The following is a 12916-nucleotide window of genomic DNA, read 5'->3' as shown; positions in this document are numbered from 1 at the left end:
CAATCTGAGGTTGGTCAGAAGAGTTTGGTGAACAGCCAGTAGAGGCTGCCGGACAGCAGAATCGCCGCCGGCAAGGTGAGCACCCACGCCATCAGCAAATTGCGGATGGTCCGCATCTGCAACCCACCCCCATTGGCCACCATGGTCCCCGCCACCCCCGACGACAACACATGGGTGGTCGACACCGGCAGCCCGAACATATCCGCTGCGCCAATGGTCAGCATCGCCACGGTCTCGGCCGAGGCGCCCTGGGCGTAAGTCAGGTGGGTCTTGCCGATTTTCTCGCCCACGGTGACCACGATGCGCTTCCAACCGACCATAGTGCCAAGCCCCAGGGCGATGGCCACGACAATCTTCACCCACAGCGGAATAAAGCGCGTGGCATCGTCGATCTGTTGCTTGAACAGTTGCAGCTTGCCTTGGGTGTCAGCGTCGAAATTGCCGACCTTGCCTTTGTCCATCAGGCGAATGGTTTCGCTGCTCAGGTACATATCGTTACGCACGTTGCCCACGGCTTCGGCGGGGACTTTGGCCAGGGAACCGTAGCCTTTGACCTGGTCACCGATCTGGCCGGCGAGGGCGGCGAGGGCCGGAATCAACTCGGGCGTGGCTTCCTTGGTACGCATGTAGGTCGACAGCACCGGCCGAGGGTCACCCGCCAACGCCAGCGGCGCTGTTTTCATCAGCGCCACCTGGGTCACTTCGGCGACTGCGGCGAACTGCAACGATTGTTCGGCCGGCATGGCGCGGTTCAGCGCATAGGCCATGGGCAGGGTACCCACCAGGATCAGCATGATCAGGCCCATGCCTTTTTGCCCATCGTTGGAGCCGTGGGCAAAGGACACGCCGGTGCAGGTGGCGATCAGCATGCCGCGAATCCACCAGGGCGGCGGGGTGTCGCCCTTGGGGGCCTTGTACAACGCACGGTTTTTCACAAAGGCGCGCAGGGCCAGCAACAGCAAGGCGGCGAAGGCGAAGCCGATCAGCGGCGAGAGCAGCAGCGCATAACCGATCTTGATCGCCTGGCTCCAATCCACACCGCTGGTGCCGTCACGCCCGTGCATCAAGGCATTGGCCACGCCGACGCCGATGATCGAACCGATCAGGGTGTGGGACGACGAGGCCGGCAAACCCAGCCACCAGGTGCCGAGGTTCCATAGGATCGCGGCGATCAGCAACGCGAAGATCATCGCGAAGCCGGCCGATGAACCCACCTGCAGAATCAGCTCCACCGGCAGCAAGGCAATGATGCCGAACGCCACCGCGCCGCTGGACAGCAGCACACCGAGGAAATTGAAGAAGCCCGACCATACCACCGCAAACTGCGGCGGCAGCGAGTTGGTGTAGATCACCGTCGCCACCGCGTTGGCTGTATCGTGGAAACCGTTGACGAACTCGAAACCCAGGGCAATTAACAGCGCCACACCCAGCAGCAGGAACGGCGTCCACGTGGTGAGCTGGGCGCCCATTTCGTGCATGTCGTGCATGAGGCTGTAGGCGGTAAACAACAGGCCCATGGCAAGCACGGCGAAGAAAACGATCACCGTCACCAGGCCGGGTTTCTTGTCCAGGCGCGGTTTTGAATCGACGGAGGATGAGTGCGTTGAGGCAGTCAGGGAAGGGGTGGCCATGCCGGGCATCCGTGTGGGGAGGATGCCGTTCATATTCATTGCAGAATGTTACAGCGATGCTGCCGCAGGTCATTGTTTAGGTAATTGGATCTGCCACTGGTCTACAAAATACCGTAGTACTCATGTGGGAGGGGCGGTGCGACGATTCGACAGTTGATTGCATTTCAATTTGAAAACTTGCGAAACGCCCAGCGTCCGGCGATCAGCGTGAAGGTCGCGACCAATGCCACCAGGATCCAGAACCCCTCGGGGTCCTGTGAGAGGGGCACACCGCCCACGTTCATGCCGAAAAAACCGGCGATGATGTTGATCGGCAACGCCAGCACCGTCACCACGGTAAGGGTGAACAGCGTGCGGCTGCTCTGCTCGTTGAGGTTGGCGGCGATCTCTTCCTGCAGCAGCTTGATCCGTTCGCCCAGCGCCGTCAGGTCGTTGATGATCAGCGCAAACTCCTCGGTGGATTTGCGCAACTCCTTCACGTCTTCCTTTTGCAGCCATTGCGGCGGGCGGTTGAGCAGGCGCAGCAGCGAACCCGGCTCCAACGCGAGCAGGCGTTGCAGGCGCACCAGCACCCGGCGCGCCGCCCCCAGTTCCGCGCGGTTGGTGGACAGGCGCGAGGACAGCAACTGGTCCTCGATGTGGTCGACGCTGATGCTGGTCTTGCGCACGATCTGGGTCAGCACTTCCCCCTGGTCGCGCAGCAGGTGCACCAGCAGTTCCAGCGGTGAGCGAAAGCGTTCGCCGGCCTTGACCGACGAGCGCAACTTGTCCACCGAGTGCAAAGGTTGCAGGCGTGCGCTGATCAACAGCCGGCTGCGGGCGCAGACCCACAGCGTGGAAATATCCGACGAAACCATGCTGCTGAAGTTGAACACCACGTCGTTGACCACCGCCAGCAAGGCTGAGTCGACGTGTTCGATGCGAGTGGAGCGCGAGCCTTCGTGCAGGGCCTCGAAGAATTCTTCGGGTAAATCCAGGTTGGCCAGCATCCAGCGTTCGCAGGCGGCGTGGGCCAGGTTGAGGTGCAGCCACAGGAACTCTTCCGGGTCGGCGGGTTGCTGCAAGGCCGCGAGGGCAGCAGCCGAATCAATCTGTTCGCCCTTTTCACCGGGACGAAAACGAAAACCGTAAAGCAAGCCAAACAGGTCGGAGTCCTGGTGGCTGTGGTCGAGGCTGTGGTTCATGGAGACTCGCAGAGAAAGCGCCTGTAGGACGTTTCACAGGTTCGCGTGGGCGAATCATTGCAAGGAGGTATGACAGTTATATGACGTTTTAACGGTGCGCATAAAAAAACGCGCCACCCGGAGGTGGCGCGTTTTTTCTAGGTTCAACTCAAGTGTCTTGCTTGTTTTCCAGCACCGCGCCGGTCTTGGCGTCGAGCTTCACTTCAAAGCGCTTGCCAGCGGTGTCGGTCAGGTCGACTTCGTAGACCAGTACCCCGTTTTTGTGGTCAAGCTCGGTGTCGGTGATGCTGCTACCGGCGTGTGTGGCCACGGCGGCGGCATTGAGTTTCTCAAACGGCATCACGGCGCCGGACTTGAGCAGGCCTTCAATGTGGTCCGGGCGAACATCGGCCTGGGCCAGGCCGGCGGTCAGGGTCAGGGCGGTGGCGGCGAACAGGGCAGTCAGGGTTTTCATGGGGTGTGTCCTTCTCTGGTGAGCTGTTTAAGTGGCGCCAGATTAACCGGCGCAACTTAACTCATCCTTAATGGCGCACTGACACCAATGCCCGACTCACTCAGTACTTATAGTCGTTCAGCAGGTCTTGCACGCTGGACGACGGCCAGCGCTTGTAGAACTTCAACAGTTCGGCGGCGCGGTTGGTGAAGATGCCGTCGACGCCGGCCTTCATCACTTTGTCGAAGTCGACCGGCTCATCCACGGTGTAGACGTGCACCAGCAGGCCCTTGTCGTGGGTCAGCTTGTTCATTTCAGGCTTCACCAGGTCGGTGTAGCTCTGGTCGCCGTGGTCGGTCAGCTCAGCCGATGGGCCGGTACCGATGGCGCCGAGGCTCTTGGCTTCGTCGACCCACTTTTCGAACTCGGCGGCGTCTTTTGGCTCTTGCTTGGCGTAGTAGGCGGCCTTGGTCGGTTCGCCGGACTCGGCGAAGGTCTGCGTGGATTTCGGCTCGATGCTGCCTGGGCCAACCCACAACAGCAGGATCTTCGGCGTGTTCGGCATTTCTTTCTGCAGCTCTTTCAAGCTGTCTTTTTCAAACGTCTGCAGCACCACACGGCCCTTGCCCTGGCCGACGCCGGTGTTGCTCTTGCCCAGCTTGGAGCCGGCGGAGCTCAACCAGCCTTTATCCAGCAGCTTGTTTTTCAGGTCGGCTTCGATGCCCGGGAATTGCTTGGGCTCCTTGGTTTCGATGTACAGGCCGGGTTTGTGCTGCGGGTTGCCTTCGGCGATCTTGATGATGTCGTCCAGGCTCAGGATCTTCAGGCCAACGAAGCCTGGACGCGCACGATCCGGGTAGGCGGCGTTGAACCAGCTGCCGGCGTCGAGGGTTTGCAGTTCTTTCCAGGTGAACTCATTGGCCGGGGCGTCCTTGCGCTCAGGGAACTTGGTGGCCACGTCGGTGGTGCGCTGCAGGTTGTTGTCGTGCAGGGCGAACAGCACGCCGTCCTTGCTGCGCTGCAGGTCCAGTTCCAGGTAGTCGGCACCCAGGTCGCGCGCGACTTTGTAGGCGGCGGCGGTGGATTCCGGCGCGTCGTAGGACGCGCCACGGTGAGCGATCACGGCGGGGTAGGGAATGCCTTCGTTTGTCGCCAGTTCAGCCGGGCTGATCGGTTCGGCAGCCTGTGCCTGGCCGAGGCCAAGCGCCAGTGCGAGCAGCAGGGCGCTCTTGGAAAACGTGACAGGCATATGCGAAGTCCTTTCGTGGAGGTAGCTTTGAGAAGGCCTCCTTTTTAACAATTGATTGCGAAAGGCGCTATCACCAAACCGACATTAACGTGCGCACGTGCCAATTTTCTCGGTTTTTTTGCGCGGCATTGCAGTACTCTTGCTCGCAGCCGCCCCGCCAGAGGACGGTATTTTCTGCCACGCGTGTAAACCATCTTTCCAGTCCCTGTGGGACTTTTCAGTGAGGTTTACCATGCGCATCACCTCCGAGCTTATCTGCCAGGCCGCCGACCAACTCCGCGGTTTTGTTGGCCTCAACCGCAAGACCGGCCAGTACATCGTGCGTTTCAGCGAAGATTCCTTCGGCATGGACGTGGCCGACGACGGCATTATCCCCACCGCTGAATTTGTCTGGCTGCCGGCCCCCGAGCAGACCATGACCCTGTCCCGCGAGCGTATCCAGTTGCTGCTCGACCAGAATATCGACGACCGCATCAACATCAGCGAGCCGTTGCGCGTGTATATGAAACGGGTGGAAATTCCACAGATCAGTGCGCTGCGCAGTCTGGTGAGCTAGACGGCATAGGTGGTAAGCGAGCGTTCTGTGGCAGGCCGGCTTTTTAGGGCAGCGGGCCTGTTGTGGTAAGAGCGGGCTTGCCCCGCGCTGGGGCGCGAAGCGGCCCCTGAGCCAGACGCTGCGGTTAGTCAGGAGAACCGCGTCAACTGAATTGGGGCTGCTTCGCAGCCCAGCGCGGGGCAAGCCCGCTCACCACAACCGGCCCGCTCACCACAGCCGGCCTGCTCACCACAGCAGGCCTGCTCGCCACAGAGACTCAGCTGATATGAAGGTTACTGGCCTTGGAATGTGTAGGCCCGTTCCACCTTGCACACCCGTGTCTGAAACGCCGAGTACCAGATGGAGCGTCCTTGTTCACGCACTGCCCGATGCTCAGCCTGCTGCTTCCAGGCCAGGATCGCGGCCTCGCTGCTCCAATACGACACGGTAATCCCCAGGCCATCCTCCCGCGCCGATTCCACCCCGAGAAACCCCGGTTGATCGCGAGCCAACTCCAGCATGCGGGCGGCGGCCTGGCCGTAGCCTTGATCGCCGTCGGTGCGCAATGAGCTGAAGATCACTGCGTAGTAGGGTGGGGCGGGAGTCTTGGCGATCATGCGCACTGCTCCTGGCACGCCTTGAGCCAGGCAATCGCCAAAGGCGGCGTGATGCCCTTGAGGGCGGCGCGTTCAGGCTGGAACAGGGTGGCGACGAAAAATGGATGGTCGAGCAACTCCACCGCGCGTAGATCGCCGGCTGCGTCATGCCCGCTGGGAATCATCTCGCGCTCGAGCAGGGCATCGGCGAATTCGGGGTTGATGCCGTAGCGGCAGCGGTAACCTTCCTCGATTTCAAGACGGCCGTAGGCCTCGGCGATGCGCGTGTAGGGTGTCAAGCGCAGGCTGTCGGTGGCTTCAACCAGTGCGCAGCTCAGGGGGGTGATCACTGCGCGTTCAGCGCCCGGCGCCAGCTCGCCATGTTCGGCATCGGCCCAGCCCAGCACGTTGCGGGCGTATTCCAGCACTGCATGTTGAAAACCACCGCATGTGCCGAGGAAAGGTCGCCGCTGTTCGCGGGCAAAACGGATCGCCCGCAAGGCGCCGTCGGTGTCGCGGTAGGGGCTGGCGGGCACGCACCAGAAACCGTCGAAGCCGTGCAGTGCTGTGGTGGGCGTGAGGGTGTCGGTGTCGAGCCATTGCAGATGAACCTGCAAACCGAGGGTTTCGGCGGCCCGTTGCAGCGCGACGGGAATGGCCTGGTGCGCGATGACATCGGGGTTGTAATCGCCGATCAGGGCGAGGTGCAGGGTGGTGGCTTTCATCGTGTGCGTCCCATGGCTTGTGGTGTCCTGACGTGCACTATAGATTGGCGCGCACGCAATCAATATTGGCGTTTACCCACATGCTCAATGCAGCCACGCACTATCAAATCGATTACCCCGACCTGTCGCTGATCCTCGCCCTGGTGCGTGGCGGCACCCTGGCGCGCGCGGCGGCGTTATTGCGGGTGGATGTGTCCACGGTGTTCCGCGCGGTGCGACGGCTGGAGGCCGCATTGGGCCAGACGCTGTTTGAAAAAAGCCGCGCCGGCTACCTGCCCACCAGCCTCGCCAATAGCCTGGCGCAGCAGGCCGAACGTGCCGAACAAGCGCTGGAGGCGGCGCGCATCGGCGTGGAGCAGGGCGGCGAGGTGATCAGCGGTACGGTGCGCCTGACCTGTACCGACTCGGTGCTGCAAGGGTTGTTGCTGCCGGCGCTGGCGCAGTTCATGCCGGACTACCCGGCGCTGACCCTGGAACTGAGCACGTCGAATGATTTCGCCAACCTCAGCCGCCGCGATGCCGACATCGCCCTGCGCCTGACCAGGACTCCGCCGGCGCATCTGGTCGGCCGTTGCCTGGGGGCCGTGGCGTATCAGGTGTGTGCCAGCCCCACGTATGCGCACCAACACGCCGCACGCTCACTGGCGGACCTGGCCTGGATCGCGCCGGACGACTTCCTGCCCGACCACCCCACGGTGACCTGGCGCCGCGAACACCTGCCCGGTGTACGCCCCAGCTATCGCTGCAACAGCATGTTGTCGGTGACCGAACTGGTGCGGGCAGGGTTGGGCGTGGCGGCGCTGCCGGACTTTCTGCTGGATGACGGCCTGCAACCCCTGGGCCCCGCGTTGGCTGGGCACGACACCGCGTTATGGCTGCTGACGCGCCCCGATTGCCGCGCATTGCGCTCGGTGGTGACGCTGTTTGATGAGTTGGGCCGGCATGTGCAGATGAAACCCTGACTCACCGCGATCGGGAGTCAGCCCCCTCCCACATGGCATTCGCGTTGTTATTGAGGTTTTCGCACATAGTGCTCATGCATTTCGCACGTCAGGGTTTCGATGTGTTCGGTCAGTTGCTTGGTCATTTCCGTCAGCCGGGTGTTTTGCTCCAGCAATTCGAGCAACTGTCTGGTGGTTTGCGCGGCCTGGGCCTGGCGTTCGGTATTGGCGATGGCCAGGGCTTCACGGTGTTGCGCGTCGGCGTCGGACTGGGCTTTGTCGCGGGCGGCCTGGCGCGTCTGGGCCAGCAGGATCAGCGGCGCGGCATAGGCGGATTGCAGGCTGAAGGCCAGGTTGAGGAGGATGAACGGGTACACGTCGAAGTGGGTGATGCCGGTTACGTTCAGCACCACCCACAAGATCACGATCGCGGTTTGCGCACCGAGGAAGGTCGGTGTACCAAAGAAGCGCGCAAAGGCCTCGGCCTTGAGGGCAAAGGTATCGTTGCCGAAGGTCGGCGCCAGGTGGGCGTGGCGGCGGTGAAAACGCAGGTGATCGACGGGGGCGGTTTCGGGCTTGTCGGGGGTCATGGTGGGCTCGGGTCATCAACGTTAAGACAGTGAATCACTATAGTCCTGGCGACCTGTCTTACACATGAATAACCCGTGGCCTACTTAGTGGACACCCCGCTCATTGGCAAACGCACTCACCGCGTGCACCGCCTCGCTGGTACCTTCGCGAATCTGCAGGATCACCGTACCGGCCTGGTTGGCCAACTCCACGCCCAGGGCAGCACGGTCGCGGGTTGCGTCCATGCTGTCGATGGCTTGGCGGGTTTCAGCCTGGATCACCGCGATCATGCTGGATATTTCTGTGGTGGACCCGCTGGTGCGCGCCGCCAACTGCCGCACTTCATCGGCCACCACGGCAAAACCACGGCCTTGTTCACCCGCGCGCGCCGCTTCGATAGCGGCATTGAGTGCCAGCAGGTTGGTTTGTTCGGCAATGCCGCGAATGGTGTTGACGATGGTGGTGATCTGCTGCGAACGCTCGCCCAGCTTGGCGATCAGTTGCGAGGAGTTGTCGATGTCCGAGGAGATTTCACGCATGCCGCTGGCTGTTTTCTGGATCACGTCGGCACCCTTTTCCGCCATGTCCTGGGTGTGCAGGGACAAGTGATAGGCCTGGGCGGCACTCTGTGCGTCAGCGGCGTGTTGTTGCACGCGCGCGGTGATATCCGAGGCGAATTTCACCACTTTGCACAGGCGTCCGCTGGCGTCGTACACCGGGTTGTAGCTGGCTTCGAGCCAAACGGGCCGGCCGTTTTTATCCACGCGCTCGAACTGGCCGCTGAACAATTCACCCTGGTTCAGGCGTCGCCAGAACTCGCTGTAGGCTGAGCTCGCGGCGGTCTGCGGGGTGCAGAACAGACGATGATGCTGGCCCTGGATCTGCGCCAGGCTGTAGCCCATGCGTTGCAGGAAGTTGGCGTTGGCGGTGATGATCGTGCCGTCGAGGTTGAACTCGATGACGGCCATGGCCCGGCCGATGGCTTCCAACTTGGCGTTGGCCTCGCTTTCGGCCTGCAGGCGCGGGGTAACGTCCAGGGCGTACTTCACCACTTTGATCACACGGCCCGCGTTATCACGTACCGGGGTGTAGCTGGCTTCCAGCCACACCGACTGACCATTGCCGCCCACCCGTTCAAAGGTACCTGATTGGAACTGACCCTTTTGCAGGTTGGCCCAGAGTTGCTGGTACTCGGCGCTGCGGGCGAAGGCGGGCGTGCAGAACATCCGGTGGGATTGGCCTTCGATCTGCTCGGCGCGGTAGCCCAGGGTACTGAGGAAGTTGTCATTGGCCCGCAGCACGAGGCCTTGCGGATCGAATTCGATCACCGCCATGGAGCGTTCGATGGCGTCCAGCAGGCTGGCCTGGTGAGCCACGGTGTGTTGCAGGGTATCGATGGTTTTCTTATGGGCGTTGAATAACATGTTCGGGGGCTCGGGCAAGCACGCGTCTGGGAGTATCCATGTATAGGCGCCTGCCTCCGTAAGGCATTTGCCCTACGGTTGACCTGCTCATTGTCAGCTCCCTTGTGCTGACAGCGGGGGGTGGAACAACGGGTTAAGAGTCATCAGCCTGACAAGAAGTTCGCCCCATGGGCAGGACCATTTTTGGGTAGGCGACCAATGGAGGCATTACGCCATCTCCCGCGGCGTTGCACAGAAGATCAAGACCAGGTGTCGTAGACAACGTCAGGCGGAGCAGGCTATCCGGTCGTCGTTGACACTGACTCGATTACGCCCGGTGTCCTTGGCGGCATAAAGTGCTCGGTCCGCCGCGTTCAGCCACATGGCTGCGTCGGTGAAGCGCGGCTGGAAGTCCGCCAGGCCGATGCTCAGGCTGACGCGCAATTCCGGTATGTGCGGGGTGCGGTAGTTGCCGAATGTTTCGCGCATCTGCTCCATGATCTGCGCTGCTTGCTCCAGAGGCATTTGCGGAAGAATCACACAGAACTCATCGCCACCATAACGTCCGGCCAGGTCGTTTTCCCGCAGGTTGCGCCGCAGTTCCAGGCTCAGTTGCCGCAGCACCGTGTCGCCGACGATATGGCCATGGGTATCGTTGATCTGCTTGAAGTGGTCAATATCGATCAATGCGATGGTGGCGTGGCTTTGCTGCTGCTGGCACTTGTGGAACTTGAGGTGCAGCAGGTCTTTCCACGAGCCGTGGTTGAGCAGGCCGGTGAGGCTGTCGGTGCGGCTCAGGGCACTGAGGGCGCGTTTATGTTCCGAGAGCTTGATCGCCAGTTGATAACAGACCATGCCGATGGCCATGGGGTAGAGGGTCAGCATCGGCAGGCAGGAGTAGACCTGAAGCAGGCTGACGTCGGGGTTGAACTGGATACCGAACAGCGCCCATGCCACGCCGATCCCCAGCACCTGGGCGAGCAGGCCACGCAGGAACAGGCGCCGGCCGCCGGCGGCGACGTTGTTCATGGTCATCATCGACAGGATGGTCACCGCTGTCAGCGGCGTGAACTGTGTGGCCGCCGCCCAGAACCCGCCGAGTACCGAGTCATACAGGAAGTTGCGCTGTTCAGCCTGGTAAGGAAACGGTGAACGGGTGGATAGCTGATACGCCAGGTGCGCCCAGGCAAACCCATTGAACAGCAGTAACGCCCAGACCCAGCCCGGCATGGCAAGCGGGTACAGGGCGCCGGTAACGCTGATGCTGCCGACACCCAGGCCGATGATCCTTGGCTGGTAGATACGCCGGGCAAATGAGAGCCCTTTGCCTCGTCTGTTTTCCATAAATTCCTGGTTCAGCTGTTTTTCACATTTACCGCGGCGCGCGGACACCGGATCGACCGTTGATCGCATAAGGCCTGTGAATATTGTCAGTTATTCCCATGGGAATAATCAGTGGCCTTCCAGGCCATTTGCGCAAAACAGAGGGCGAATGCGTCAAAAACGACCAGGAATGTCGCTCCTGCAACGGTTTTTACTCGGGGCAGGGGGCGCTGACTTCGTAGCCGGCCAGGAACAGGTCGATGGCCGACTCAATGACACGCGCCTGGTGAGCGGCATCCAGGGTCGGCTGGCCCAACGTGATCTGCGGCCAGAACGCGAAAGCCTTGAGCAGGCTTTGAATCTGGTGGGCGGCAAACGCCGGATCGGTGCAAGAGAGGCGGCCGTCTTCCTGGGCGGCGCGTACCCACTGGGTAAAACCTTCTTCGCGCTGGCTCAGGCGGGTGACCATGTCTTGCGCACGTTCCGGCGAGTGGATGGTGGCGGCGATGGCTACCCGGGCCAGATCGAGGAAATTGGTGTCCGACATCATCTTCATCTTGGCTTCCAGCAAACCACGCAGTTGTTCGCGCAGGGGGCGCTCGCTGGTGTAGCTGACGTCGAGTTGGGCGACGCTGCTGGCCCAGAGCTGGTGAAGGATTTCGGCGAACAGTTCTTCCTTGCTGGGGAAATGGTTATACACCGTGCGCTTGGAAACCCCAGCGGTGGCGGCGACCTTGTCCATGCTGGTGACCTCGAAGCCGTTATCGCGAAACTCAGCGATGGCCGCTGCCACGATGGCTTGGCGTTTGCGGTCGGTGAGGCGTTGAGGGGCAGTCATGGGTGGCGTTCGGCTCTTGAGGGTAAATTACACTGGGTAGTTTACTTGCTGCGGATTTTGTTGCAATCTTGAAACTACACTGTTCAGTGTAACTTATGCGCGGACCGTAGGAGTCACTCTGTAATGGCCACCATCTCAACCCGCCTCAAGTCTTCACCTGCGGCGCCCAAGCCTGCCGATCTGGACCTGGGGCGCTTCAGCAACGAGGCCCCCGTGCAGCACGGTGGCTTTGGCAAGACCTTGCGTATCTTCTGGAACATGCTGTTTAACAAACCACGCAGCACGCGCCCGGTGGGGCAGATCCCGGTGCAACCGCTGACCCGCGAGCAATTGTTGGCGGCGCCTGATCACAGCGTGTTCCGCCTGGGGCATTCCACCGTATTGCTGAAAATGCGCGGCAAGTTCTGGCTGACCGACCCGGTGTTCGCCGAGCGTGCCTCGCCATTCAGTTGGGCTGGCCCCAAGCGTTTCCACCAGCCGCCTATCCGTCTTGAAGAGCTGCCGCCCCTGGAGGCGGTGATTCTTTCCCACAACCACTACGATCATCTTGACCATAAGGCTGTCGTCCAACTGGCCGACAAGACCCGTTACTTTCTCGCGCCGCTGGGCGTGGGCGACATCCTGGTCAAGTGGGGTGTCGACGCCAGCAAGGTGCGGCAGCTGGATTGGTGGCAAGGCACCGAGGTGGATGGCATTCGCTTTGTCGCCACGCCGGCGCAGCACTTTTCCGGGCGCGGCCTGTTTGATGCCAATCAGACCCTTTGGTGTTCCTGGGTGATGATCGACGGCACGCGCCGTATCTTTTTCAGCGGTGACACCGGCTACTTCGATGGCTTTAAACGCATCGGCGAACAGTACGGCCCGTTCGATCTGACGTTGATGGAAACCGGTGCTTACAACGTCGACTGGCCCCATGTACACATGCAGCCGGAGCAAACCCTGCAAGCGCATATCGACCTCAGGGGCCGTTGGCTGCTGCCGATCCACAACGGCACTTTCGACCTGGCGTTCCATGCCTGGCACGAACCTTTCGACCGCATCATGGCGCTGGCGTGGGAGCGCAATGTGTCGATTACCACACCGCCGATGGGCCAGGCGTTCAGCTTGAACCAGCCGGAGCGTGGGTATGCATGGTGGCTGGAAGTGGAAACCCAAGGTGCACAAGAGCACCTTGTGGGCTGAGGGCGCAGAGGCGCCGAAAAAGGAGTTTTCAAGCTGTTTCGGGTCTGCGACAGGCGCCGGCGAAGGATGCGATGATCCCTGGAAAGTGTTTTCAGGGGAGGCGTACCGATGGACAGCATACGCAGATGGTTTTTGCGAGCAGATGCGGTTTGCCAGGTTGGCCAGCCGTTGTCTGCGCTCTTGGGCATGACCGACTCGGCATCTCCATGCCGCCGTCCTTCCCCCGATCAAGTGCCCCCCCGCAGTATCGAGTTTGATGTCGATCCCCCCCTCAAACCCACCCCAAGGGTGGCGTCCTGATCCCCG

General features: G+C 61.4%; 12 protein-coding genes and 2 pseudogenes. 3 read left to right on the top strand and 11 right to left on the bottom strand.

Annotated features, from left to right (window positions below):
- Positions 1 to 14: 14 nt before the first annotated feature.
- The 4 genes from BLW22_RS22745 to BLW22_RS22730 form a co-directional block, all read right to left on the bottom strand.
- Positions 15 to 1631 carry an inorganic phosphate transporter gene (locus BLW22_RS22745; protein ID WP_065925286.1) on the bottom strand — a complete coding sequence of 539 codons (1617 nt, stop codon included), beginning with the start codon at positions 1629 to 1631 and terminating at the stop codon, positions 15 to 17.
- 164 nt (positions 1632 to 1795) lie between these two features.
- On the bottom strand, positions 1796 to 2815 hold the full coding sequence (locus tag BLW22_RS22740) for a transporter (RefSeq protein WP_065925259.1): 1020 nt from the start codon (positions 2813 to 2815) through the stop codon (positions 1796 to 1798).
- A gap of 148 nt (positions 2816 to 2963) precedes the next feature.
- Positions 2964 to 3269: a PepSY domain-containing protein gene (locus BLW22_RS22735; RefSeq protein ID WP_065925258.1), complete on the bottom strand. Its 306-nt coding sequence runs from the start codon at positions 3267 to 3269 to the stop codon at positions 2964 to 2966.
- Positions 3270 to 3369: 100 nt separating this feature from the next.
- Positions 3370 to 4497, bottom strand: coding sequence for a glycerophosphodiester phosphodiesterase family protein (locus BLW22_RS22730; RefSeq protein ID WP_065925257.1), 1128 nt, complete (start codon positions 4495 to 4497; stop codon positions 3370 to 3372).
- 232 nt (positions 4498 to 4729) lie between these two features.
- Between BLW22_RS22730 and BLW22_RS22725 the strand changes: the two genes are divergently transcribed.
- Positions 4730 to 5053, top strand: a complete 324-nt coding sequence (locus BLW22_RS22725; protein ID WP_065925256.1) for a DUF2025 family protein — start codon at positions 4730 to 4732, stop codon at positions 5051 to 5053.
- A 272-nt stretch (positions 5054 to 5325) separates the two neighbouring features.
- On the opposite strand, the gene BLW22_RS22720 is transcribed toward BLW22_RS22725, so the two are convergent.
- Both BLW22_RS22720 and BLW22_RS22715 read right to left on the bottom strand, forming a co-directional pair.
- Positions 5326 to 5649, bottom strand: coding sequence for an antibiotic biosynthesis monooxygenase family protein (locus BLW22_RS22720; RefSeq protein WP_065947849.1), 324 nt, complete (start codon positions 5647 to 5649; stop codon positions 5326 to 5328).
- Positions 5646 to 6353, bottom strand: coding sequence for a CTP synthase C-terminal region-related (seleno)protein (locus tag BLW22_RS22715; protein WP_065925255.1), 708 nt, complete (start codon positions 6351 to 6353; stop codon positions 5646 to 5648). Before BLW22_RS22715 ends, BLW22_RS22720 begins: the two co-directional genes overlap by 4 nt.
- An 80-nt stretch (positions 6354 to 6433) precedes the next feature.
- Here BLW22_RS22715 and BLW22_RS22710 point away from each other — a divergent pair, with 80 nt between their 5' ends.
- Complete coding sequence (locus BLW22_RS22710; RefSeq protein WP_065947848.1) at positions 6434 to 7315, top strand: LysR family transcriptional regulator; 882 nt, start codon at positions 6434 to 6436, stop codon at positions 7313 to 7315.
- 47 nt (positions 7316 to 7362) lie between these two features.
- Here BLW22_RS22710 and BLW22_RS22705 read toward each other — a convergent pair whose 3' ends face one another.
- From BLW22_RS22705 to BLW22_RS22690, 5 genes and pseudogenes are all read right to left on the bottom strand, one after another.
- On the bottom strand, positions 7363 to 7884 hold the full coding sequence (locus tag BLW22_RS22705) for a DUF1003 domain-containing protein (protein ID WP_065925253.1): 522 nt from the start codon (positions 7882 to 7884) through the stop codon (positions 7363 to 7365).
- Positions 7885 to 7968: 84 nt separating this feature from the next.
- Positions 7969 to 8406 (bottom strand): annotated as a pseudogene (locus tag BLW22_RS36055) (methyl-accepting chemotaxis protein); the annotation flags it as partial.
- Between the two features lie 111 nt (positions 8407 to 8517).
- A pseudogene (locus BLW22_RS36050) lies at positions 8518 to 9288 on the bottom strand (PAS domain-containing protein); the annotation flags it as partial.
- A 264-nt stretch (positions 9289 to 9552) separates the two neighbouring features.
- Positions 9553 to 10611 carry a diguanylate cyclase gene (locus BLW22_RS22695; protein ID WP_065925251.1) on the bottom strand — a complete coding sequence of 353 codons (1059 nt, stop codon included), beginning with the start codon at positions 10609 to 10611 and terminating at the stop codon, positions 9553 to 9555.
- 190 nt (positions 10612 to 10801) lie between these two features.
- Positions 10802 to 11428, bottom strand: a complete 627-nt coding sequence (locus BLW22_RS22690) for a TetR/AcrR family transcriptional regulator (RefSeq protein WP_065925250.1) — start codon at positions 11426 to 11428, stop codon at positions 10802 to 10804.
- A gap of 123 nt (positions 11429 to 11551) precedes the next feature.
- Here BLW22_RS22690 and BLW22_RS22685 point away from each other — a divergent pair, with 123 nt between their 5' ends.
- Positions 11552 to 12610, top strand: a complete 1059-nt coding sequence (locus tag BLW22_RS22685; protein WP_027605642.1) for an MBL fold metallo-hydrolase — start codon at positions 11552 to 11554, stop codon at positions 12608 to 12610.
- Positions 12611 to 12916: the final 306 nt, after the last annotated feature.

The sequence above is a fragment of the Pseudomonas marginalis genome, from assembly GCF_900105325.1.
Taxonomy (GTDB): domain Bacteria; phylum Pseudomonadota; class Gammaproteobacteria; order Pseudomonadales; family Pseudomonadaceae; genus Aquipseudomonas; species Aquipseudomonas marginalis.
The sequence above is the reverse complement of the archived record's forward strand: the minus strand, read 5'-3'. Positions and strand labels throughout refer to the sequence as shown.